The organism is Candidatus Paceibacterota bacterium (assembly GCA_028714635.1).
Taxonomy (GTDB): domain Bacteria; phylum Patescibacteriota; class Minisyncoccia; order Phycocordibacterales; family JAQTLZ01; genus JAQTLZ01.
Genome location: JAQTLZ010000002.1, coordinates 18,846 through 40,467, shown reverse-complemented (window position 1 = coordinate 40,467; position 21,622 = coordinate 18,846). Strand labels below are relative to the sequence as shown.

Annotated in this window: 21 protein-coding genes and 3 tRNA genes; 12 read left to right on the top strand and 12 right to left on the bottom strand. The window is 42.9% G+C overall.

Annotated elements, in window-relative coordinates; translation table 11 throughout:
- Position 1: 1 nt before the first annotated feature.
- Positions 2-1,942: a UvrD-helicase domain-containing protein gene (locus PHS53_01540; GenBank protein MDD5356812.1), complete on the bottom strand. Its 1,941-nt coding sequence runs from the start codon at positions 1,940-1,942 to the stop codon at positions 2-4.
- Between the two features lie 531 nt (positions 1,943-2,473).
- Between PHS53_01540 and PHS53_01535 the strand changes: the two genes are divergently transcribed.
- The gene (locus PHS53_01535) at positions 2,474-3,346 is read left to right on the top strand and encodes a peptidoglycan DD-metalloendopeptidase family protein (GenBank protein MDD5356811.1); all 873 of its coding nucleotides are present in this window, start codon (positions 2,474-2,476) and stop codon (positions 3,344-3,346) included.
- Between the two features lie 2 nt (positions 3,347-3,348).
- Here PHS53_01535 and PHS53_01530 read toward each other — a convergent pair whose 3' ends face one another.
- The 7 genes from PHS53_01530 to PHS53_01500 all read right to left on the bottom strand — a co-directional run bounded on the left by PHS53_01530 (position 3,349) and on the right by PHS53_01500 (position 10,383).
- Entirely contained in the window at positions 3,349-4,914 is a 1,566-nt protein-coding gene (locus PHS53_01530) for a YifB family Mg chelatase-like AAA ATPase (protein ID MDD5356810.1), read from the bottom strand.
- A 4-nt stretch (positions 4,915-4,918) separates the two neighbouring features.
- On the bottom strand, positions 4,919-5,278 hold the full coding sequence (locus PHS53_01525) for a hypothetical protein (GenBank protein ID MDD5356809.1): 360 nt from the start codon (positions 5,276-5,278) through the stop codon (positions 4,919-4,921).
- A 37-nt stretch (positions 5,279-5,315) separates the two neighbouring features.
- The gene (locus tag PHS53_01520) at positions 5,316-6,254 is read right to left on the bottom strand and encodes a hypothetical protein (GenBank protein MDD5356808.1); all 939 of its coding nucleotides are present in this window, start codon (positions 6,252-6,254) and stop codon (positions 5,316-5,318) included.
- Between the two features lie 76 nt (positions 6,255-6,330).
- Entirely contained in the window at positions 6,331-8,463 is a 2,133-nt protein-coding gene (locus PHS53_01515) for a polyribonucleotide nucleotidyltransferase (GenBank protein ID MDD5356807.1), read from the bottom strand.
- 177 nt (positions 8,464-8,640) lie between these two features.
- Positions 8,641-9,168 carry an NYN domain-containing protein gene (locus tag PHS53_01510; protein ID MDD5356806.1) on the bottom strand — a complete coding sequence of 176 codons (528 nt, stop codon included), beginning with the start codon at positions 9,166-9,168 and terminating at the stop codon, positions 8,641-8,643.
- A 109-nt stretch (positions 9,169-9,277) separates the two neighbouring features.
- Positions 9,278-9,550 (bottom strand): 30S ribosomal protein S15, encoded by a 273-nt coding sequence (gene rpsO / locus PHS53_01505; protein ID MDD5356805.1) that lies wholly within the window; start codon positions 9,548-9,550, stop codon positions 9,278-9,280.
- Between the two features lie 53 nt (positions 9,551-9,603).
- On the bottom strand, positions 9,604-10,383 hold the full coding sequence (locus PHS53_01500) for a helix-turn-helix domain-containing protein (GenBank protein MDD5356804.1): 780 nt from the start codon (positions 10,381-10,383) through the stop codon (positions 9,604-9,606).
- Between the two features lie 556 nt (positions 10,384-10,939).
- Here PHS53_01500 and PHS53_01495 point away from each other — a divergent pair.
- Together PHS53_01495 and PHS53_01490 are read left to right on the top strand one after the other, a co-directional pair.
- Positions 10,940-11,875, top strand: coding sequence for a tyrosine-type recombinase/integrase (locus tag PHS53_01495; protein ID MDD5356803.1), 936 nt, complete (start codon positions 10,940-10,942; stop codon positions 11,873-11,875).
- A 38-nt stretch (positions 11,876-11,913) separates the two neighbouring features.
- Entirely contained in the window at positions 11,914-12,708 is a 795-nt protein-coding gene (locus PHS53_01490) for an exodeoxyribonuclease III (GenBank protein ID MDD5356802.1), read from the top strand.
- Between the two features lie 387 nt (positions 12,709-13,095).
- On the opposite strand, the gene PHS53_01485 is transcribed toward PHS53_01490, so the two are convergent.
- Together PHS53_01485 and PHS53_01480 are read right to left on the bottom strand one after the other, a co-directional pair.
- Complete coding sequence (locus tag PHS53_01485; GenBank protein ID MDD5356801.1) at positions 13,096-14,622, bottom strand: HD domain-containing protein; 1,527 nt, start codon at positions 14,620-14,622, stop codon at positions 13,096-13,098.
- 11 nt (positions 14,623-14,633) lie between these two features.
- Positions 14,634-14,705: transfer RNA gene (locus PHS53_01480), tRNA-Arg, on the bottom strand.
- Positions 14,706-14,782: 77 nt separating this feature from the next.
- Here PHS53_01480 and PHS53_01475 point away from each other — a divergent pair.
- The 5 genes from PHS53_01475 (at position 14,783) to PHS53_01455 (ending at position 16,828) form a co-directional block, all read left to right on the top strand.
- Positions 14,783-15,466 carry a hypothetical protein gene (locus tag PHS53_01475; GenBank protein MDD5356800.1) on the top strand — a complete coding sequence of 228 codons (684 nt, stop codon included), beginning with the start codon at positions 14,783-14,785 and terminating at the stop codon, positions 15,464-15,466.
- Positions 15,452-15,522, top strand: a tRNA-Gly gene (locus PHS53_01470). The genes PHS53_01475 and PHS53_01470 overlap by 15 nt, the downstream gene beginning before the upstream one ends.
- A 280-nt stretch (positions 15,523-15,802) precedes the next feature.
- The gene (locus tag PHS53_01465) at positions 15,803-16,222 is read left to right on the top strand and encodes an NUDIX hydrolase (GenBank protein MDD5356799.1); all 420 of its coding nucleotides are present in this window, start codon (positions 15,803-15,805) and stop codon (positions 16,220-16,222) included.
- 6 nt (positions 16,223-16,228) lie between these two features.
- Positions 16,229-16,645: a YraN family protein gene (locus PHS53_01460; protein MDD5356798.1), complete on the top strand. Its 417-nt coding sequence runs from the start codon at positions 16,229-16,231 to the stop codon at positions 16,643-16,645.
- Between the two features lie 112 nt (positions 16,646-16,757).
- Positions 16,758-16,828, top strand: a tRNA-Pro gene (locus PHS53_01455).
- A 319-nt stretch (positions 16,829-17,147) separates the two neighbouring features.
- Here PHS53_01455 and PHS53_01450 read toward each other — a convergent pair.
- Positions 17,148-17,921, bottom strand: a complete 774-nt coding sequence (locus tag PHS53_01450; protein ID MDD5356797.1) for a helix-turn-helix domain-containing protein — start codon at positions 17,919-17,921, stop codon at positions 17,148-17,150.
- A gap of 148 nt (positions 17,922-18,069) precedes the next feature.
- Between PHS53_01450 and PHS53_01445 the strand changes: the two genes are divergently transcribed.
- Positions 18,070-18,531: a hypothetical protein gene (locus PHS53_01445; GenBank protein ID MDD5356796.1), complete on the top strand. Its 462-nt coding sequence runs from the start codon at positions 18,070-18,072 to the stop codon at positions 18,529-18,531.
- An 80-nt stretch (positions 18,532-18,611) separates the two neighbouring features.
- Positions 18,612-19,130, top strand: a complete 519-nt coding sequence (locus tag PHS53_01440; protein MDD5356795.1) for a cupin domain-containing protein — start codon at positions 18,612-18,614, stop codon at positions 19,128-19,130.
- A gap of 60 nt (positions 19,131-19,190) precedes the next feature.
- On the opposite strand, the gene PHS53_01435 is transcribed toward PHS53_01440, so the two are convergent.
- Positions 19,191-19,979 carry a helix-turn-helix domain-containing protein gene (locus PHS53_01435; GenBank protein MDD5356794.1) on the bottom strand — a complete coding sequence of 263 codons (789 nt, stop codon included), beginning with the start codon at positions 19,977-19,979 and terminating at the stop codon, positions 19,191-19,193.
- Positions 19,980-20,104: 125 nt separating this feature from the next.
- Here PHS53_01435 and PHS53_01430 point away from each other — a divergent pair, with 125 nt between their 5' ends.
- Together PHS53_01430 and PHS53_01425 are read left to right on the top strand one after the other, a co-directional pair.
- Positions 20,105-20,584 carry a hypothetical protein gene (locus tag PHS53_01430; GenBank protein ID MDD5356793.1) on the top strand — a complete coding sequence of 160 codons (480 nt, stop codon included), beginning with the start codon at positions 20,105-20,107 and terminating at the stop codon, positions 20,582-20,584.
- A gap of 98 nt (positions 20,585-20,682) precedes the next feature.
- Positions 20,683-21,594, top strand: coding sequence for a hypothetical protein (locus tag PHS53_01425; protein MDD5356792.1), 912 nt, complete (start codon positions 20,683-20,685; stop codon positions 21,592-21,594).
- Positions 21,595-21,622 lie beyond the last annotated feature (28 nt).

The window sequence follows — 21,622 nt, the reverse complement described above, 5'->3', positions numbered from 1 at the left end:
ATTAATCCAGATAAATTGTTTTTACTCTTCCCTTCTCGCGTTCGGCTCCAATTTCGTTTATAAGCCCTTCGTCAATGTCAGTGATGAATTCCGAAGGAATACAGACATTTTTCCCTCCGAAAATAGTTCGGATCGAAGCGTGAGTAAGATACACTTTTTTCTTTGCTCTGGTCAATGCAACGTAAAAAAGCCGTCTTTCCTCCTCCGCTTCTTCCCTTGTTACGCTTTCTTCATCGAGCTTTTTATGAGGGAACAGATCTTGTTCAAGTCCGCAAATAAACACATATTCGAATTCGAGCCCTTTCGCAGAATGGACAGTCATAAGCTTTACGCCAGTTTTTTCTTCCGTCAAAGAATCTTGATCGCTCGCAAGCGACGCTTCCTCAAGAAGTTTTTCCATGCCCTGTCCCGGCGCCAAATTATCATACTTGGTCGCGAGGCTCACGAGTTCCCTCAAGTTTTCAAGTCGTTCCTCTCCCTCTGCTGTATCTTTTTTCAAATATTCTTCGAGCCCGCTTTTTTGGATAACAAGTTTAATGGCATTGCTTGGTTTGAGTGTCTCACCAGCTGATTTTATTTCCGCGATAAGTTCCCGGAAATCCTGCATTTTTCGTTTCATCACTTCAGAAAGCTCGTTTTCTTTCCCTTCAAAAATTTTAGCGAGGGTAACTTTTCCAATTCCCCGGGGCGGAGTATTTAAAACTCTCGCAAGATCCGAAAGGCTTTCGGGATTGAAAGCGTAACGTAAATATGAGAGCGTATCTTTCACTTCTTTTCGTTCAAAAAATCTCGTACCCAGAAGCTGATATGAGACATTAAGCGCAAGAAAGATTTCCTCCAACGCTCGTGATTGAAAATTTGCCCGGTACAAAACTGCGATCTCTTTCGGGTCAACACCATTTTCAATAAGTTTTTTGCATTCGCTGGCAATGAAACTTGCCTCGTCGCTTTCGTCGTAGCTTTGGTAGACCGTTATTCTTTCACCCTCCTCGTTTTTGGTGAACAGATTTTTCTCTTTGCGGATCTCGTTTTTAGCAATGATCTGGTTCGCTGCAGAAAGAATCGTCTGGGTTGATCGATAATTTTCTTCGAGGAGGATTATTTTCGCGTTTGGGTAATCTTTTTCAAAATTCAAGATGTTTTGGATATTCGCCCCACGCCAAGTGTAAATATTTTGATCAATATCTCCAACAACGCAGATATTTTTCTTTTCTCCCGTGATGAGGCGTGACATTTGGTACTGAACGGTGTTGGTGTCTTGGTATTCATCAATGTGAACGTATGAAAAACGATTTTGATACTTTTCCCGCACTTCTTTGTTCTCTTTGAGAAGTTTTGTACTCACGAGAATTAAGTCATCGAAGTCGAGTGCCTTTTCTCGAGCCAGAATTTTTTCGTATTCATTCCATACAGATGAGACAATTCTCGGGAAATATTCATTTCCTACCGATTCCGCGTACGCGCTCGCGGTTTTCATCTTTCCTTTCTCTTTTGAGATCACTCCCTGAATTTTCCCTGGTTCCATGACCAAGGAATTCACGTTACTCTTCTCCATCGCCTCTTTGACCGCTCGTTTTCCGTCTCCTTTGTCAAAAATGCTGAAAAACTTTGGCAAACCGAGAAGTGTTGCGTTTTCTTTTATAATTGAGACTCCAAGCGAGTGAAAAGTAGAAACAAATGGCATCGTCCCATGGCTTTTGGTGATGTTGTGACTGCGAAGAAGTGCTTCTACCCTGTCCCGCATCTCCCGAGCAGCCTTGTTAGTGAAAGTTATCGCCAAAATTTCTTCCGGTCGCACCCCTTTTTCAGCTATGAGGTATAAAATTCGGTGAGTGATGGTCTTTGTCTTGCCTGCGCCGGCTCCGGCGAGGATGAGAAGTGGTCCGTCTACAGAAAGAACTGATTCTTTTTGCTTCTGATTGAGGCCTTGAAATAAATCCATCCCGACACTATACCCCATGAGATAATTAATCCCAAATTTTTACATAAACATGTGCCTGATATCTCACGGGGTATATCACGGAGAAGAAATTCTTCGAAAAAATTGCTCTTTTTGCCAATTTTTTCCACCATTTTTCTCGTGTAATGTCTATCCACAGATGGTATTGACCCGAACTTCCTACTTAGTATACTTGGGAGGTGCATAAATGAGTGATTCGCTGTTATATGGCTCTGTGAAGCCATTTTCTGTAAAGAATATGCACAGCTTTCCTTCGGGAAAGTAGGTAAAAGAAACTATTTGAAGCAAAGAAACACACATCCCGATTCTCTTTTTTCTTTTCTTGCTCGAAAATTAAAGAATCAGGTCATACGTTCGGTCTTTTTGGGTATTTTTATCCCAGTTGCTGTTTGTATTTGTGTCATTATAGCCTCACCAAATGAAGCAAAAGCCAGCTTCTTGTCAGCTTTATCGAGTGTTTTCGGCACAGATACCCAGGCAGAGACCCCCGATACACCGGTAAACTCCCAAAATATGCCCCTTCTTCAAGCTTCTGTCTCTGCGGGGCTTGATTCCATGAGAAGCACTGGTGATATTAGCGTTGAAAAAGACTCTCTTTTGCCCGAAACGGGGCCTTCTGGGAGCATTGCTGATATCGAAGGGTCGCAATCAGATCAAATCAGCACATATATAGTGCGAGAGGGTGATACTTTACCAGCCATCGCCAAGATGTTTGATGTTTCAGTGAATACTATTGTTTGGGCCAATGATATTAAAGGTGGAAAGATTATCCCAGGAGAGACGCTGGTCATATTGCCCGTTTCCGGAGTTACTTATGCCATAAAAGAAGGAGATACTCTAAAAACTGTTGCAAAAAAGTTTAATGGAGATGAAACAGAAATCATTCAATTCAATGATTTGCCTCAAGACGGAACTCTTCTTGTTGGCGCCGAAATTATCATTCCTGACGGAGAAATAGACACTCCTGCGCCAGTTTCCAAACCTAAATCCGGAACTTCGAGGATCGTGAAAGGTTACAGCGGTCCGAAATATGCAGGGTATTATATTCATCCGATTATCGGTGGACACAAGACGCAGGGACTTCATGGGTATAACGCTGTTGATATTGGCACTCCAATCGGTACTCCAGTCCGCGCAACAGCTGCAGGCACTGTTATTATTAGTAAAACGTACGGATGGAACGGAGGATATGGCCAGTACGTTGCCATAAAACATTCAAATGGAACTGAAACTTTGTACGCGCATTTGAGTAAAAATTTGGTGAAGGTCGGACAACGGGTTGAGCAGGGAGAAGAGATCGCTCTTACTGGGCTCACTGGCAAAACGACCGGACCGCATCTCCACTATGAAGTTCGCGGAGGGTACAATCAAGAAGCAGACTATTGATTCTAGATCAGTTTCTTCGGCCGGTACTGAAGAGCTTCGAGAATATGCTTCTCTTTTACGCTCTCGCTTTCATCGAGATCTGCGATTGTGCGCGACAGTTTCAGTACTCGGTGGTACCCCCTTGCTGACAGGTCGAGTTTTTGGGCTGAAGCATTGAGAAGTTCTTTCACTTTTTGCTCGAGGACAATTATTTTTGCGAGGTCTCTCGCTTTTATCTCGCTGTTAGTACTTCCAGCGCGTCCTATTTTTTCAAATCGCCTTTTCTGAATTTCCCGCGCTCTCTCCACTCGTTTTTTCACGCTTTCCGTCTCGCTTTTTTCTTCCCGCTCACTCCCGAGTTTTCCGTAATCTACTTTTGAAACTTCAACCCACATATCAATTCGATCCATCACAGGGCCTCCGATTTTTCTTTGGTATCGTGAAATAGTGATCGGCGAGCAAACGCATTCTTTTCCTTTCACTCCCCAATTTCCGCAGGGACATGGATTCATTGCGGCAATCAAAATAAAATTCGCCGGAAATGTGGCGGAACCTTTTGCACGGGAGATGGAAATTTCTCTTTCTTCGAGCGGTTGTCGCAAGGAATTAATCACTCGTCTATCAAACTCTGGAAATTCGTCTAAGAAAAGCACTCCTCGGTGCGCAAGCGTTGCTTCTCCTGGTTTAGGAGTTACGCCTCCGCCGATGAGCGAGACATAGGATGAAGTGTGATGCGGACTTCTGAAGGGAGGATTGGTAACGAGGTCGCCGCGAAGTGCTCCCGCCACAGAGTGGATTGCCGTGGTTTCAAGAGCTTCTTCAAATGAAAGAGGAGGCAAGATGTGAATGAGTGCTTCGGCGAGCATTGTCTTTCCTGTTCCCGGCGGTCCCCACATTGCGATATTGTGTCTTCCAGCTGCAGCAATCTCGAGCCCTCTTTTCGCTCCTTCTTGGCCTTTTATGTCGGCAAAATCGTTGAAATCTTTGGGAATTTTATGAAGAAGTTCTGTTTTGGAAGTTTCTGGAATTTTCCGGATTTCGATCACCGAATCCTCTCGGTCTTTACTCTTTCCTTCCTGAACGTGGCCGATAATTTCTTTTAAACTTTTTGCTCCGAATATTCGAATACCTTCAATAAGCGCCGCTTCCCGGGCATTTTCTATGGGCACGTATATTTCTTCGAATCCTTTTTGTTTTGCTTTTTGTGTAAGAGGCAGAATTCCTTTTACGCTCCGGAGCTCCCCATCCAAAGAAAGTTCGCCAAGAAAAATTTTCTTTCCCGGGTTGAATGAAATGTCTCCAGATGCAAGAAGGTATGCGAGTGCGATCGGCAGATCAAAAAGCGGTCCTTCTTTTTTCACGTCTGCCGGCGCGAGCGAGACCACCACCTTTTGGTTTTTATTTTTCGGAGATTTGAAACCGGAATTTTTTATCGCCGCTCCCACTCGATCGCGGGATTCTTCAATTCCTTTGTCGGGGAGGCCCACTATAGAAAAAGAGTGGAGTCCTTTTGAGAGATCCACTTCGATCGTTATGATCTGCGCGTCGAGGAGAGTTGTTTGAGCGCTGTAGACCTTGGCAAAACTCATAGAGTTATGAGTTTACGTGCTTCATACAGGTTGTCGCAGCCGGATTTGCTTCAAGTTTTTTTGCTTCTATTGGCAGATTACAAACACTGCATTTGCCGAAAGTGCCGTCAGCAATTCTTTGGAGAGCCGATTTCACTTCGTTATATCTGATCTCAAGATCTTTCAAGATCGCCGTATTTTCTTCGAATGTTTCAATACTGTCTGCGACTTCGTTCTCATCTGATTGGAGAGTGTTGAGGTCAGTAGGAGTAGGTTGCCAATCTTTGGGATTGTCCGGATTTTTTCGCCCGACAGTTTTCAGCTCCGATTCAAGGAGCGAGAGTTCTTTTTCGAGGGCTTTTTTGTACTCTGTTGTGTCTGTCATAGATAAAATGATAGCAAATTACTTTTGAGAAAGACAATTAATTATTTTTTATAAGTTCTCGTGCTCGGATGCGATTCGAAACTTCTTTCACAGTATCTTCGTTGGACGTGATAAGGATAGTGTTTTTATCGAGGAAAGAATAAAGAAATACAAATTCACCCGTTTCCTTATCCTCTACTGCTCGTGAGTCGCTATTCCCTATGATGGCATCGCTCCATGTGCCGTTGCCGTATTTTGCTCCTGGAGCAAAGTCGCTTGCCTTTGGCGCTTCATCGAGAAAGAGAGGCCCAAGCTCGGTAAACATCGTTTTTTCCCAAGTGAGCATTCCCGCAAATGCATTTTGATACGAGTCAACTTTGAGAATTATGAAAAGTTCATTCTTTTTGAATGAGTGCATTCCGAGGACATATGTAGGACTTATTGAGCGCGAAAGATTCCCCGGAATTGTAGAGGAGAGAGCTCCTAGGAATTCTCCCGCAGGGATATCTCTTTTTGTCAGAGGGTCTCCGGTTTGGAATCGGATATTTTCTACGGCGCCTATTTCTCCTGTACCTGTTTGTTTTTCTGACTGGAGTGCGGAAATAATATTTTGCCGCCGTAGATTTGGAATCGGAATAATTTTTTCCGCGTCCGCAATGAGAATCGGATTTTCAGCAATGCGAGTTTCTGCGATCGGAACTGGTTTTTGTTCAAAATGAAAGAAAAGGACGATGCCTACGGCCAGCAAAACAAGGACGACGCTTATAACAGTGATCCAAACATTTCTTCCGGAAAAAGAGGATTCTTTGGCGATCTCGACATTCTGTTCGCGTTTTTTTGCTTCGGCGAGAGCGATCGTGATCATTGAAGCTTTTTCTTTATTCACCGCGCCTGCGATATCATCTTGGTAAGTGCGTAGCGAGGATACTCCCGTTTTCACCGGAGGATTTATCGGTGTTGGTTGTGCAGGTGTGATTGGAGGAACAGGATTTTCCATGGATTATAGTATACAAGGAGAATGAAAACCAAAAAAGGGCGCGCGGCCTACTGGCCGCGCGCCCTTTTTCCCCTCTTTATTTTATCTTCGGCTTTATGAAACTCGGATCAGCATCTTTGAGCGAAAGCTTAATTCTTCCCTTCTCATCAATGTCTTTCAAAATAACGGGAATTTTGTCTCCCTCTTTCAGATAGTTTCCAACGATATCGATTCTGAATGGAGCAATTTCAGAAACGTGCACGAGCCCTTCTGTTTGTCCTGCAAATCGGACGAACGCTCCGAATTCCACCACCTTCGTGACAACTCCTTCGAATCTTTCTCCCCTCTTAAATTCCCGAGTCATATCAGAAATAATCTGGGCTGCCATCTTTGCTCCATCTGATGAACCCGTGATAAACACCGAGCCATCATCTTCAATATCAATTTCTACTCCTGTTTTCTCTTTGATCTCTTTTATCATCTTTCCTCCAGGACCGATGACACTTCCGATCTGGTCTTGTTTGATCTTGATGATGATAATTTTCGGAGCGTTTGAAGAAATTTCTGTTCGCGGAGCAGCGATTTCTTTTGTCATTGCATCGAGAATAAAGTGCCGAGCATTTTTCGCTTTCTCAAGTGCTTCTTTCAAAATAAAGATCGGCACGCCATCAACTTTCACATCCATTTGAATCGCGGTAATTCCCTTTTTTGTTCCCGCCACTTTAAAATCCATATCTCCGTGGTGGTCTTCCGGTCCTTGAATATCAGTGAGTACTTTGTATTTGTATTCTGTTTTCCCGCCACTCTTTACAGCAGAGAGCATAAGTCCTGATGCGATGCCGGCAACCGGTGCGCTAATCGGCACTCCCGCATCCATAAGAGCGATAGTAGAAGCGCATGTCGATGCCATTGATGTTGAGCCATTTGATGCGAGGGATTCTGATACGATGCGGATTGTATAAGGAAAAACTTCTTTTGCAGGGATGACTGCAAGAAGCGCTTTTTCTGCAAGTGCTCCGTGGCCGATCATTCGTCGATTTGTCCCGCCCATTCTTCCTGTTTCTCCTGAAGAAAAGGGAGGGAAATTGTAGTGATGCATAAATCGTTTCTGCCCCTCTATTTCCATCCCATCGAGAATTTGTGAGTCTCCTGGGCCTCCGAGAGTGAGCGCAGAAAGGACGTGCGTTCCTCCTCGGTAAAAGATTCCAGTTCCGTGAATGATCGGAGAAATTCCTCCAGCTTGCACATACAGCGGTCGAACCTCATCCATCTTTCGTCCATCAGGCCGTCGTTCTTTTTCGATCGCTTCTTTGTGAAGGAGGTCGTTGATCTTGTTTTCAAAATGTTCGAATGCAAGACCGAATTTTTCGTCTTTTCCAAATTTTGCTTCGAGATTATTCTTCCATTCCTTTTTGAGAGCATGAATATGTTCGTGTCCTGCTCCACTGAAGACTGCTTTCTCGAGTTTGCTTGAAACAGTTTCTTCGTACAATGCTTTCATCGCTTCTGAAAGAATTGGAAGCGCAATTTCTTTTTTCGGTTTACCGATTTCCGTTATGATTTTTGCTTGGAATGCTTGGAGTTTCTCGATTTCTTCAGAACACTTTTCAAGTCCGGAAGCGATCACTTCGTTTTCGATTTCTTTTCCTCCCACTTCGATCATGTTGATGTTGCTGTCTTTTCCGCAGGCAAGAAGATCGAGCTCGAAGTCCGTTGCGTTTCGATTTTCGTAATTTGGGTTTATCAAAAATTCATTCGCCCCGAGCTTTTTTCCAACTCGAATCGCACTCACCGGTCCTGCCCAAGGAATATTTGAAGTGCCGAGCGCGAGGGAAGATGCGAGAACGGCGAGCACATCTGGGTCTTCAGTATCAATAGAAAGAATGGTAATCACCACCTGCACTTCATTTCGTATTGCCTGGTTGAAAAGCGGTCGGATGGTTCGGTCGACAATTCTTCCCGAAAGGATTGCTTCATCAGTCGGCCTCCCTTCTCGGCGCATAAATCGACTTCCGAGAATTTTTCCCGAAGCATAAAATCGCTCTTCGTAATCCACTGTCAGTGGAAACCAATCGCCGTCTTTCTCGTGTTCCGACATAACTGCTGTCGCGAGGACGACAGTATTCCCACATCGCACGATGGCCGAGCCGTTTGTCTGGTCGGCGAGGTCGGTAAATTGGGCAGAAATTACCTTGCCTCCAATCTCAATCGAGTATTCTTTTTTCTTCATATAGAAAACGTGTAGATGATCCCCAGATTTTAGATTTCCATGGGCTCGGCCCTGAAATCTACCTGTCTGAAGACCATACTTATTGAATAATAGAGTTAGTGTAGCAAAATGCTTATAAAATGCACGTGCAACAAAAATCCGCACCTAGTGGTGCGGATTTTTGTTGCATTGAGAATTTTATCCCCGGCGTGGGCCACCTTGGCTCAAGAGATATTTCTTAGGATTTTCGCAAAGGTCGATAAAGTCATCCGACGCTTCGACAAGCTTCTGTGAAGTAGATTTCCCGAAGGCCATCACTTCCACTTGGCATCCCTCGTTTACTTTTAAGTATTCGATGAGCGGAACAAAGTCCCCGTCTCCGGAAACGATGATAACTGTGTCGAGCTTCGGCGCCGCCTTGATAGCATCCACCGCAAGTCCGACGTCCCAGTCTGCTTTCTTGCTTCCTCCAGCGAAAATCTGGAGATTTTTTGTCTTTGTTTCGATGCCGACTTTTTCAAGCGCTTCGAAAAAGGGCTTTTCCTCACCGCTTTCCGTGGTGATGACGTAGGCGACCGCTCTGATGAGCGCTCGGCCCGCAAGTCCGTCTTTAATGATCTGTCCGAAATTGACCCGAGCGTGATACAGATTTTTCGCGCTATGGTAGAGGTTCTGTGTATCTATAAAAATACCGACTCTCTGTTCTTTGTGTTTAATTACTGTCATATAAAATTAATTATTACGTATAAAAAGTATACTGCTTCCATGCTGAAAGACGAAATCGACCGATTAAAATGAAACTGCGAAAAAAATGACCCTCGGAAGGGTCATTTTTTTATTTTGCCTTCTTGATATCGAGATGTTTGAGGATTGCAGAGTGTCTCTTTGGATTTTTCTTCAAAAGATATGCCATGTGAGTCTGTCTGTCTGCTACCATCTGGAGAAGTCCTCGTCGTGAGTGGTTGTCCTTTTGGTGTTTCTTCAAATGTCCTGCCAATTCAGCAATTCTCTTCGTGAGAAGAGCGATCTGTACTTCAGGAGAACCGGTATCCTTATCGTGGATCCGTGTTTCTTTCATTACCCGCTGTTTCTTTGTCTTTGTTAACATGGTCCCAGTATGGTATCACGAAACCTGATTTAATGCAAGCCCCCTTCCTCTAGTTAGGTTAGATTCCAGAGGGTCTCGTATACGGCTCTTAATCCTTCCGCCATACTCCTGCTTCGTATAATAACAGCATGTTCCTTGCCCTTTTCGAGCGAAATCATGGAAATATTGTCCCCATAAATATCGAGTTCATTTTTGAAATCATACGATTTGTCAGAAATAAATTTTATTCTCCTCATTTCCCTCTGATTTTTCTCTTTTGTGAAGAGAGCGGTAGCTTTGGAGGTGTTTGGCATAATTCCACGCGTGGGAATACCAAGAGTTGTTCTTTTTTGCCAGTAGCTGTCTAAAAAATTCTGATCAAGACTTTCGTCTAAAGATTCAGCAGAAGCAAAAGAAATAATTTCCTTCGGCCTGTCTTTGAGGGTGTCATTGAGTACTTCCTTTACTCCCTCAACTCCTTCATAGTAGAGAACGACTGGTTTTTCATCGACTTTGGTGAAGTTTGCTTCGAATTCTTTTTTCAAAAGTCCTGCTCGTTTGATCGTTTCGGCTAGTTCTTCATGTTTGAGTTTAAGCTTGCCCACGAGCTCTGAATACTCGACTGGCACAAAATATTTTGTAGCGTCACTCTTCTTAGCTCTGATTCTTATAAAACCCTTGCGAGAAAGTCGCTTCAATGCCTCATAGGCAGTAATCCTATTGAGGTCAGCTTCCTTGGCGATAGTACTTGCCGAAGCCGAACCAAGTTCCAGAGCAGCCAAATATACTGCTATTTCAGCCTTTCGCAGACCGAGCTCTCTTAAAAACTCACTTATTTCTGTTTTTATGCCCATAGTTGTAGTTTAACATTTACAACTATATATGTAAATATCATTCTAAAAAAGCCAATAAATAATGGATATTATTAACAGTTCGTAGAATTATCAAAAGTTTAGTAATTCTAAATTTACCAAAAGATATTTTTGTTCTAGCCTATGCGAAGTTCTTTGACAGGCATCGTGCTTGTCTCGATCAGCTTTTAGAACCCAATCTAAGGAGATCGTCGTGGAGATGATAGATACAGTTCCAATTCTACAAGGTGCGGATAGGGATAAACCCCTATTGCAACAGCTTAGATGCAAATGTGGCCACAGGCAGTTTTCTGTGCATCGCGGCATTGATTCAGCAAAATCGATTGGTCTTACTGTGGCTTGTGAACAATGCTCTCTAGTCTTGTTTGTGGGATTTGAGAGATTTGACGGTAGCATGCAAATTCGCATCCCGTCTGGAGATGTTTTGTCGACCTCTTTCTTTAAGAGTATAGGTCTTTAATTTTGAAACCAGTGTGCTTTCGCGGCACTGGTTTTTTATTTCTCAGAATATTGTGCGACAGTGGTGTATAATAAAATAATGGCGAATTTAGATGAACTCAAAAAGGAATTTCTCCAATACGTTGAAATTGACAAGGGACGAAGCAAAAAAACCGTTGAAAACTATGAGCGCTACTTAACTCGCTTTCTTCAGTATTCGAAACTCAAAAAACCAACCGATATCACGGATTCCGCTGTCCGGGAATTCCGGCTTTGGCTCAATCGCCAGAGTGCAAAACCGACTCGCGGTGATTCCGATACGCTCAAAAAGAAAACCCAGAATTATTATCTCATCGCTCTTCGCTCATTTCTCAAATATTTAGTCTACCGAGGCATTCCTTCCCTCTCGCCGGACAGGATTGAGCTTGCAAAGGTGCCAGAGCGCTCGATCGATACCATTTCTTCTGAAGAACTCTCTCGCGTCCTTAAAGCGGCAGAGGGCGATAGTCTCAAACAGCTCCGTGACCGAGCCATTCTTGAGATGCTTTTCTCCACCGGCCTTCGAGTATCAGAACTTTGTAAACTTCCTCGGGATTTGGACATTAGCCGAGACGAATTCTCTGTCCGGGGGAAAGGTGAGAAGGTTCGAGTAGTATTTCTCTCAAAAACTGCAAAAGAAATGCTTCAAAAGTATTTGAAAAAGCGAAAAGATATGGACGATTCCCTTTTCACCCAAATAGAAGAGCGAGGATTCGGGAAAATCGATAGAAAAAATAAAGGAATGCAGCTTTCTTCGCGTTCAGTAGAGCGTTTGGTGAAACACTATGCGATCAAGGCCGGAGTCTCGAAAAAAGTCACCCCGCACAGCTTGCGCCACAGCTTCGCCACTGACTTATTGCAAAATGGGGCTGATCTGCGCTCTGTGCAGATGCTTCTTGGGCATTCAAACATAAGTACGACACAGATCTATACGCATATGACAGACAAACATCTCCACGACATTCACAAGCAGTTTCATGATAAGAAACGAAACTAGGAAACTGAAAAACTTTTTAAAAATGCTATAGTAGTTCCATGAAAATCATTTCTTGGAATGTGAATGGTATACGAGCTGTCGTCAAAAAAGGGCTTTTTCTTCCGTTTATCGAAAAATATGATCCGGATATCTTGTGTTTGCAAGAGACAAAGGCGCAAGAGCACGAATCTCCCGTAGATCTGCCCCAATACGAAGAATATTGGAATTCTGCTGTAAAGAAGGGATATTCCGGTACTGCCATCTTTACCAAAACAAAACCTCTTTCTATAGTAAATGGCCTTCCGGAGGCAATAAGTGAGAAATTTGGGCTTTGTGCAGATACCTATGGAGATCCTCGGACCGAAGGGCGCGTCATTATGGCTGAATATAAGGATTTTTATATCGTCACGGTCTATACTCCCAACGCGAAAGATGATTTGAGTCGAATTCCCCTTCGACATAAGCAATGGGATCCGGCATTTCTTGCGTATTGTAAAAGTTTAGAAAAGAAAAAACCTGTCATCTTTTGCGGAGATCTGAATGTTGCCCATACTCCCGATGATTTGGCCCGGCCGAAAGAAAATGATGGGCTCAAAGGTTTCACCAAAGAAGAACGAGCGGGATTCCAAGCTTTCATTGATGCTGGATTTGTCGACACATTCAGAATGTCTCACAAAGGAAATGGTTTCTATACTTGGTGGTCGCACTTCGCCAACGCTCGAGCTCGAAATGTGGGCTGGAGAATAGACTATGTACTTGTGTCTTCGGGATTGAAAGATAAAGTTACAAAGGCTGAAATTCACCCGGAAGTCATGGGTTCAGATCATTGCCCAGTCTCTATAACATTGAAATAGGGCTATAAATCGCTATGTCTTTCTATAAACCCAGGCACCTAAATTTAGGTGCCTGGGTAAAGGACACTTATCCACACTTATCTCTAAAATGTCCTTTACGTGTCTTTTAGGATTGGCTATAATTCTACACGGAATCAGTTTGTATTGCCGAGGCCTTACATTTTGATCCAGTTCCTTGAAACAGGCATTTACTCTCTCTAATGCCTTTTGAAAAGCGTTTTCAAATTCAAAATCAAAGAAAGACCCCAAATTAGCCAATATATTTTGGCTTAACTTCAATGCGGGTATTCTCATTTAACGAATAGAAATACACTTTTCACGAAACCGTCTTTACAACATTTATTATCGTGAAGGCGGTTTTCGATTGCCAATTTTTCTTCCTTTTCCCTATTTCACCCAATGCTTTTTGCGTATTTCTTCCTTCTCCTTCTCTTCGAGAGCTTCTTTTTTTGCAACGCCGAGTTTCCCGAGTTTTTTCAATTCCTCCTCTGACAAAGTAATGAGTTTTTGAGCCTTTTCCTCCAGATATTCCTCTGTATTGAGCTTAGGATCATCAAGTACTTCTTCAAGCAAAGCATGGAGAATAAAGCCTACTTTTGGCCCTGCAGGTGTTTTCGTCACTTCAATAATTTTATTTCCATCAATCTTGAGCATCGTGACAGAGATCGGATCTCGCATCGCTTCCTCGATCATTGATTTATATTTTCGAAGCCGGTATGGACTTTCTTTCGGTCTTCCTGTTCCAATCCTGTCGCAAGCGCGAACATTCATAAGATCCCAAATATTTTCTTTGCCAACATTGGCAACCATTCTTCGCACAGCAGAAAGTGTTATCTGTTCCGTGTCGGAGAAAAACATATGCCATCGTACAAGAAGTGTCACCTTCTCAATTATTTTATTTGAGAACTTAAGATTTTCAAGGATCTTTTTTGTCATGCGAGCACCGATCACTTCGTGGCCGTAGAATGTCGGATCTTTTTTATCTGCCGGCTGGCGTTTGCTTTCCGGTTTTCCAATGTCATGAAGGAGTGCAGAAAGACGAATTTCAAGAGACCAATTTTTATCTGCTGCGTGTTGGAGTGATTTGAGAAGATGCGTCCAGACATCAAATGCGTGGGCTTGGTTTTGTGCAACTCCGATTCCCACCTCAAGCTCTGGAACGATATATTTCAAAATACCCATATTTTGAGCCATAATTATGCCCTTCATCGGCTCTTTGGACATCAGTATTTTTACGAACTCATCACGGATCCTTTCTTTAGAAATTTTCGCGAGAAGCGGAGCGTATTTTCGAATTCCCATTTCAGTTTCTTTTTCGATCGCAAAATCTGTCTCTGTGGAAATGCGAATAGCCCGAAGAATGCGGAGCGCATCTTCTCCAAATCTATCTTCGCTCTTCCCTACCGTTCGCAATATTTTCTTTTCGATATCCGCAATTCCTCCGTGCGGGTCAATAATTTTTTCTTCAAGTTTCGTTCCAACTTTTTTTACAGAAAGCGCGATCGCGTTTATGGTGAAATCTCTTCGCTTTAAATCATCTTCAATATTTTTGCTGAACGTAACAGCATCAGGTCGTCTGTTGTCAGAATAAGTTGACTCGAGGCGGTACGGTGTGACTTCTACCACACGCAACGTCTCATCAGGAATCCCCTCTTCTGTTCGAGTAGAGACATCTTCATTCACTACGCCGACGGTGCCGTACGTATTTTCGTAAAATGTTTTTGGAAATAGCTTTATGATTTCTTCCGGAGTAGCGTTTGTGGTGACGTCCCAATCGCGAGGTTTAAAGCCAGTAAGAAGCCCACGTACACATCCACCAACGATATATGCCTCAAAACCGCTCTTTTCGAGCGTCTCTAGTACATTCATGATCTCTTTTGGGATCTCAAAATGTTGGTTGTGAAGGAGTTTCATACGCCTTTTTGTGCGCCCAGAGGGATTCGAACCCCCAATAACGGTTCCGAAGACCGGTGTGATATCCATTTCACTATGGGCGCGTCGTCTCATCATACGGTAAATTTGATAAATTATCCACACCAAGAAATCGAACTCCCGTGATATACTTTAAATGTATATGAGAAAAGACAAAGAAAAAGTGTTCGCACTTAGAGCTAAAGGCAAAAGCTATAATGAGATCAGAAGTCTTATTAGAGTTCCAAAGAGTACCCTCTCAGAGTGGTTCAGGGATCAAAAATGGTCTAATAAGATTGCTTTTCGTTTAGCCTCGAATGCTCAAGGGAAATCGACCATAAGGATCAAAGAATTGAATAAAATTCGAGGTGAAAATCTCGAGAAACTGTACAAAGAAGCCGAAAATGAAGCAACTGAAGAGTTTGAAAAACTCAAATACCACCCTCTTTTCCTGGCGGGAATGATGATTTACTGGGGCGAAGGCAATAAGCGCTCTAATAATAGGTGTTCTATAGCTAATTCCGACCCTCTTATGATCAAAGTATTTCTCGATTTTCTAAAGAAAATTTGCGGTTTCTCTTCTCCTAAAATCAGGGCTTGGATTCTGCTCTACCCCGAACTGAAGGAAAAAGAATGCAAGACATTCTGGATTAGTAATACGGGCCTAAAACAGGAGGATTTTACAAAAAGTATTGTAATAAAAGGCAAGCATAAGACGAGAAAATTGTCTCACGGAGTTTGCAGTATTGGAGTTTCTAGTACATACTTAAAGCGAAAAATTCTGCTCTGGATGAATTTGATAGCCGCTGATTTGATAGAAGAAAAATATAATGCGGGTATAGTTTAGTGGTAGGACGTAACATTGCCAATGTTAAGGCGCGAGTTCGATTCTCGCTACCCGCACAGCTTGTAATAATTTTTGTATCAGTACGGCTCTAACGACTTTTTGTCCCTGAACCCAGTTGTCCTTTTCCCAGAATTCCTAAAATACCAAAATGGCTCAAAATATAGGTATTTCACGTGTAACTGTGGATAAGTCTGTGGATTGTGTGCATAAAAGACAGCCTTAAAAAACAGAAAAATTTCGGTCTTTTATCTAAAATAAGCCTATAAATATGGTTAAATTGCAAAAAGACACAAAATTTCAGTCCGATAAGCATAAAATGTTTCTTAAGTAACATATATGACCGATCAAAAAGACATAACTCTACAAGTTGGAGTAAAAGCATTTCTAAAAAATAAAAAAGGAAAGTTTCTCCTCCTGCGAAGATCTGAAAAGTATAAGGATATCAAGGGAAATTGGGATATTGTCGGAGGAAGAATCAATCCAGGAAGCTCTCTCTCGGACAATCTGAAGAGGGAAATACTCGAAGAAACAGGACTTGTTTTACATGAAACGCCTGAAATCCTTACTGCCCAAGACATATTAAGGGTTCACGGGAAACATATTGTGAGAATTACTTATCTGGCAAACATTGAAGGAAACCCGAAAATTGATGCTGAAAGCACTGATTTTAAGTGGATGACTATTGCAGAAATGAAAGCAGAGAAGGAGCTTGATATGTTTGTCCGAGAGATTCTAGATCAAGGTCTGTTAAACTAGTTCCACGTGAAACGACTTAATCTCGCAGACCCAATAGGCATTAAAGGCGAGGATATTGCTTGTAAGTATCTCGAGAAAAAAGGATACAGAATTGTCTGTCGAAACTATCTGAAGAGGTGGGGAGAGATAGATATTGTCGCTCAAAAGGACAAAAAACTCTATTTTGTTGAAGTAAAGACCGTTTCACGTGAAATCAATCTGTCGTACCCTAAGAATGTTCCACGTGTAACAGAGGATGAATATAGGCCCGAGGAAAATATACACGAATGGAAGCTTAAAAGACTTGGTAGGGTAGTACAAAGCTACCTTCTGGAGAAATATGAGGACGATGAACCAGAATGGGAATTTTTAGTAGCGATTGTTCTTTTGGATATGAAAAAGAAAATCGCTAATGTAAAGCTCCTAGATGATATTGTCCTTTAGATGTCTTTTATAAAGTATAATGTCCTTTATAATAAAAATAGACAAGAGAATTAGGATTTTTAAAATTCCTGTGATAAGATTTTCGAGTTGATTTTTGGAGAAATATTTATACCGGGGTGTGGTGTAACGGTAGCATCCATGATTTGGGATCATGTAGTCAGAGTTCGAATCTCTGCACCCCGACAAGAAAAAGCCGCTTATGCGGCTTTTTACTTGCTCTGGGTGAGAAAGTGCTGGGGAGCACTTTCGTCAGAGATTCGAAACCCGACTGAGCATTTTTCGAAGAAAAATCCAATCGGGGTACTGAAGCTGTAAGCTTCGAAACTTTCTGCACCCCGACAAGAAAAAACCGCGAGAGCGGTTTTTTACGTGGCTGGGTGAGAAAGTGCTGGGGAGCACTTTCGTCAGAGATTCGAAGCCTCGTTGAGTAGATTTTGTGAGCAAAGCGAGACAAAATCTCCAACGAGGATACTGGTCGTGTAACGACCGAAATTCTCTATAATTATTGAGTTTTTTCCCAAAGCTTTTTGAATACCTCCCTCATATTATGAGCAAGTGTCTGGTCGTGAATCTCGAATAGATAGAATGGATGAGCGCCAGTTGCTACCATTGCTATATAATCTCCCATTACCCAGACAGTGGATGTGAAATTCATTCCTTCAACAAAACGAATATCACGTCTTGATTTTAAGTATTTACTCGCTACTTTATCTTCAATTTTTGCGGAATTACCCAAGAGTTTTACTTTGAAATCTTTATGTTTTCCATAGGAAGTCTGCCAAGTGAAATGAATATACTCTTCATAGTTTGAGAGAAGGGAATGATCTTGGAAGCCCCACCACGTGGCATCATGTTCGAACATGCTTTTCTGCCATTTGAGAATGTTGTCGTAGAGAAATTTCTCAAGATTGCCTTCTTCCACGAATTGAATTTTCGGAACAGGATAATTGCTGGCTGGTGTTATCATGCTCAACTCGCCGATAGCTTTTTTGATGAGAGCTTCTCTTTCTTTCAGTTCTCTTTTTTGCTGATCGAGAATTTTTTCCAGATTTTTCGGGGGGAGGGGAGTGAGGTAGAGGGTTTTGCCCGTGAGATCTTCGGCGATGAGCCCCTTTGAAAGCAAGCCGTTTACCAAGTTGTAGACCGTTGCACGATTTATTTTCGTCAAACTCGAAAGTGAGGATGGTTTTGTTTTCCCATGCTTAAGAAGGGTGAGATAAATCTTTATCTCTTTGTCATTGAGTCCTAATTTTTTTAATGTTTCGTTTACTGCCATGGATAGAAGTATATTCTGTTGTCAGATATTTGTCAACAATTGTCCAACAATACTTGACAATATGCTAAAAATCGGGTAGTATGTTCGGCAGTGAAGGATGAAAAGCAAATTAACCGAGCGAAATGCTCATTGAAATGGAGGGGAGACCATGAGAGAAGTCGAAGGAGTGCCGTATCCTGAGTTTCCCGAAGTCCTGTATGAAGAGGTCATCAGGATAATGAAAGAGGCGGGAAAACCAACAAGCCGGGGTGAACGAAGGAAGATAAGAAGTCACCATGAACTTCCTCCTGAATTTGTATTCTCCTTGTTCCTTGTTGAGGAAAAAGGATATGAAATTGGTACCGCTCCCATTAGGGTGCTGATCGAAGTATTTAAAACGGTTCTGTCGCGAATTGATCGCACCGACAAATACGATCAAGCCCTTATAGAAAAAATTGGCTGGATGGAGACAATGCGTTGGCGTTTGGGCGCGCAATTAAAGGAGGATGGTTCTTTAGAAGAAATCGTATCAGTCTTAAGAGAGCATGCTGTTCCAAGGCATCCGAGGATTCAATACCATCGCGCCAAATTTGCTCCAGTCGGTGAATATCGTCACGAACAAGGTTTGTGAACCGCCAGGTGTAAGACAGAAAAACTGCGCTTTATCTGGCGGTTTTCTGTCTCAAACCCAAGATAAGAAAGGAGTAAGCAATGAGAAAGAAGAATCTTGATCGGCTGATTGCTTTGGATGTTCAGGCAAAAGGATTACTTCACGGCACTACGACTGCACGTGACCGAGCGCCGGATGATTTGAAAGTAGTAGCGAGAAAGATGATGGCAACTCTGAAATCGAAGAAGTGTTCGGTCATTACGCCAAAGCGGGCGGCATACACGGCGGGGAACTCGCTTGTGTACTGCGGGCCGGATATTGCGATGTGGGAATTGTTTCCTGCAAACGGCAGGATTCTCGTTGCCGCGACTATCGTGGTTATCTACGGCAACTTGAAAGAAGAACTTCACTATCACAGCTCGCATGTCATTTCGTTCGTGCTTGAAGGTGAGGGCTTTCTTTATACCGAAGACGGGAAACTGGAAGCCAAGCCCGGAGATCTCGTGACCATACCGCGAGGCATCAAGCATCTCTTCAATTGTGAAGACGGGAAGAGGATGCTGGTTTTCGCAACCGAGATTTCAGACGAGCCGATAGATCATCAGAAAAATTGGTATTAAAAATTACCGCCCGAGAAAACTTTAAAAAAGTTTTCTCGGGCGGTTTTTCTTTTTCCAGAATTAATTTATTTTTGTTGTTTCCTTATCCAACCTTTTCGCCTCTGCCCAAGCGAGTTCATATATCTTCTTCATTGCGTCTGCGATCTCTTCGCTTTCAATGATGATGCCGAGCTTTTCTCTCCATGAAGCGATCATTACTTTGTTGTCATATATATCTATCTCGGGAGCAAATTGGTATTTATCAGCAGGAATGAAAGCGGTGTCTCTTTTTTCTTCTACGTCGTGAGTCCCTCTTTCAAGACTGATCGCACTTTTCGGAAGAATGGCTCTGATAGAAATTCCTTTGGCCGCCCGGCGTTTGTAATACTCGGGAAAATAATTCGGAAGAGCTTTATGCATCTCATCTACTGCCGCATATCCGCGAATTGTCTCGGAGCTCGTGAGAGTATCTTCGTATACATACTGAAGTCCTTCGGTGCCTTCGTAAAATCTTATCTTCGGACGATTTTCTATTGTATGAAGGAGAGTGAGTTCCGGCAGAATTTTTTCTGCTTGTTTTATATATCCTTCTGTCTCTGAAATTCGCCGCTTCAAATATTCAGTGATAGCTGTTGGCGGTTCGGCTGCATATTCCTGTTTCGGTTCCTTGCCGGAAACACTCACGAGCTTCTTACTCACAAGGGAGGCAAGGATGTCGTACCCAGTTGTGCGGTTTATTCCTGCTCCGAGAGAAATTTTAGAGACAGTCGCTTTGCCGAGTTCAAGAAGCGCAACATACACATCAGTTTCTTTCTCACTGAAGCCGAAGGATTGCATTTTGATTTTGAGTTCCGTGTGTTTGTCTTGCATGTTGGGAAGTTTACACCCTAAAATTATTTGTGTCAATAACTTTCCACAAAAATATGCTTATAACCATAAATATATTGATAAATATAGCTTATTTTGTAATTTAATTGGCGACAAATATTGACAATATGATTAAAATCTGCTATTCTGATACCAGAAAGTTAAGGTCTATAGAGGTTCAAAGGAACCTCGCCGAAACTCAAAAGTTCATTCAAACCAAGGAGCTTGCCATGAGATTACAAGTGAAGAAGATTTCTGGTATCAGTTCGGAAACCTCCGGTAGATGGTTTGTAAACGACGAACACATTATCGAGCACATGCTCGATAGGGGGCTCGAACTGGAGCCTAATTCGGAAACTGCCGGATTGAGCTTCGTTCCTGTCGGGGTTGATCTTCTTATCAACATTGTCGAAAACCGAGAATACAAATTGATCTTGGTTTTCGCGAGCGGAGCAGAGGAGACTTTGGATATCGGTACGGTATCTGAAGAAACCCAACCCCTCTGCGACAAGCCTCTTCTGCTCTCGGGATTGTATCTTGAGAAGAGCGAGGTGGTTTGCGGGGACCAGTTTGTCGCCGGGGTTAAAAATTTTCGGAGGGTTTTCTGAAAACCCTCCTGCTATCGAGATGTGTATCTCGACTGATGATTCCGAAAGGATGAAAGCAGAAGTTCTTTTCAGAAACAAAACATTCAAAGGGGGAAAACATGCTTTCAATTCGTGGTTTGATGGGACTCATGGTCTGTATCGATTCAACCAACGGTCCTGTGCCGTCGAGAAGTCTCACGAAGGCGGAAGCGCGCTACGTTCTCGCCCTTCTTCGCAAGAAGGTCGTTGACTGGGATTACTATGAACATCATGTTTCGGATTCCGTCCGCCAGATGTTTTTCGGAATCGGAGACAGGACATTTTTTGGGATTCGTCTCAAAGACGATGTGACCCGTATGTCTAAAAGCATTGTAGACGTGAGCTACATCCGCCACGCGCTCTTTGTGGCGACACACGATCATGTCTCTAGAACAAATGGTTCAAATGGCCGTGAGCTTCATGATGCGCTGCATAGAAAAAAGATGTGGGCAGCGCACAGCTCTAAGGTCTCATTCCAAGGTGAAGAAACCCTAACATTTCACGACGTTGAACCGGTAAATTCTGTACGCCAGGGCTTAGTATATTTGACTGATTGGGACAACACGGGCGGAGTTCAGGACATAGACCTTGTGCGTGTTCATAAAAAGAAGAAAACAGTCCACGTCGTGTTTACCCGCGATGTAGATCTGCACGAAACCGAATACGTGCAAATCATGCGAGCACAAAATCTCAAACCGTGCGTGAATGGGGCGAACTACCTTTTGGGACTCATGAGGTCTCTTCATGGGAGTGAGCTTGGGATTATTCTGCCTGAACGATTTGGTGCTGCATACATCATAGCTGCTGAACCTGATAATCCTAATTCGGTTTGGTTTTGCGACAAGGGATATGCTTGTCACTTGTCCGTCTCTGTGTCCCCTACGTTCCGTTACCTCGGCTTAAGCTCTCTTCATGGAACATCAGAAAGGGAAATGTTTAAGGTAAAAGGCGCGAAACCGTCAGTACGAGCGTTTCTTGCTGAAGGCGCTTAACGGTGAGATTTCTATAAACCTCCGACGA

Excerpts from the sequence above, each read along its gene's own strand:
- PHS53_01465 (MDD5356799.1), top strand. The coding sequence starts at position 15,803 with ATGACCGATCAAAAAGACATAACTCTACAAGTTGGAGTAAAAGCATTT.
- PHS53_01490 (MDD5356802.1), top strand. The coding sequence starts at position 11,914 with ATGAAAATCATTTCTTGGAATGTGAATGGTATACGAGCTGTCGTCAAA.
- PHS53_01425 (MDD5356792.1), top strand. The coding sequence starts at position 20,683 with ATGCTTTCAATTCGTGGTTTGATGGGACTCATGGTCTGTATCGATTCA.
- PHS53_01475 (MDD5356800.1), top strand. The coding sequence starts at position 14,783 with ATGAGAAAAGACAAAGAAAAAGTGTTCGCACTTAGAGCTAAAGGCAAA.
- PHS53_01435 (MDD5356794.1), bottom strand. The coding sequence starts at position 19,979 with ATGCAAGACAAACACACGGAACTCAAAATCAAAATGCAATCCTTCGGC.
- PHS53_01450 (MDD5356797.1), bottom strand. The coding sequence starts at position 17,921 with ATGGCAGTAAACGAAACATTAAAAAAATTAGGACTCAATGACAAAGAG.
- PHS53_01525 (MDD5356809.1), bottom strand. The coding sequence starts at position 5,278 with ATGACAGACACAACAGAGTACAAAAAAGCCCTCGAAAAAGAACTCTCG.
- rpsO (MDD5356805.1), bottom strand. The coding sequence starts at position 9,550 with ATGTTAACAAAGACAAAGAAACAGCGGGTAATGAAAGAAACACGGATC.
- PHS53_01445 (MDD5356796.1), top strand. The coding sequence starts at position 18,070 with ATGAGAGAAGTCGAAGGAGTGCCGTATCCTGAGTTTCCCGAAGTCCTG.
- PHS53_01440 (MDD5356795.1), top strand. The coding sequence starts at position 18,612 with ATGAGAAAGAAGAATCTTGATCGGCTGATTGCTTTGGATGTTCAGGCA.
- PHS53_01495 (MDD5356803.1), top strand. The coding sequence starts at position 10,940 with ATGGCGAATTTAGATGAACTCAAAAAGGAATTTCTCCAATACGTTGAA.
- PHS53_01485 (MDD5356801.1), bottom strand. The coding sequence starts at position 14,622 with ATGAAACTCCTTCACAACCAACATTTTGAGATCCCAAAAGAGATCATG.
- PHS53_01430 (MDD5356793.1), top strand. The coding sequence starts at position 20,105 with ATGATTAAAATCTGCTATTCTGATACCAGAAAGTTAAGGTCTATAGAG.
- PHS53_01540 (MDD5356812.1), bottom strand. The coding sequence starts at position 1,942 with ATGGATTTATTTCAAGGCCTCAATCAGAAGCAAAAAGAATCAGTTCTT.
- PHS53_01520 (MDD5356808.1), bottom strand. The coding sequence starts at position 6,254 with ATGGAAAATCCTGTTCCTCCAATCACACCTGCACAACCAACACCGATA.
- PHS53_01530 (MDD5356810.1), bottom strand. The coding sequence starts at position 4,914 with ATGAGTTTTGCCAAGGTCTACAGCGCTCAAACAACTCTCCTCGACGCG.
- PHS53_01535 (MDD5356811.1), top strand. The coding sequence starts at position 2,474 with ATGCCCCTTCTTCAAGCTTCTGTCTCTGCGGGGCTTGATTCCATGAGA.
- PHS53_01500 (MDD5356804.1), bottom strand. The coding sequence starts at position 10,383 with ATGGGCATAAAAACAGAAATAAGTGAGTTTTTAAGAGAGCTCGGTCTG.
- PHS53_01510 (MDD5356806.1), bottom strand. The coding sequence starts at position 9,168 with ATGACAGTAATTAAACACAAAGAACAGAGAGTCGGTATTTTTATAGAT.
- PHS53_01515 (MDD5356807.1), bottom strand. The coding sequence starts at position 8,463 with ATGAAGAAAAAAGAATACTCGATTGAGATTGGAGGCAAGGTAATTTCT.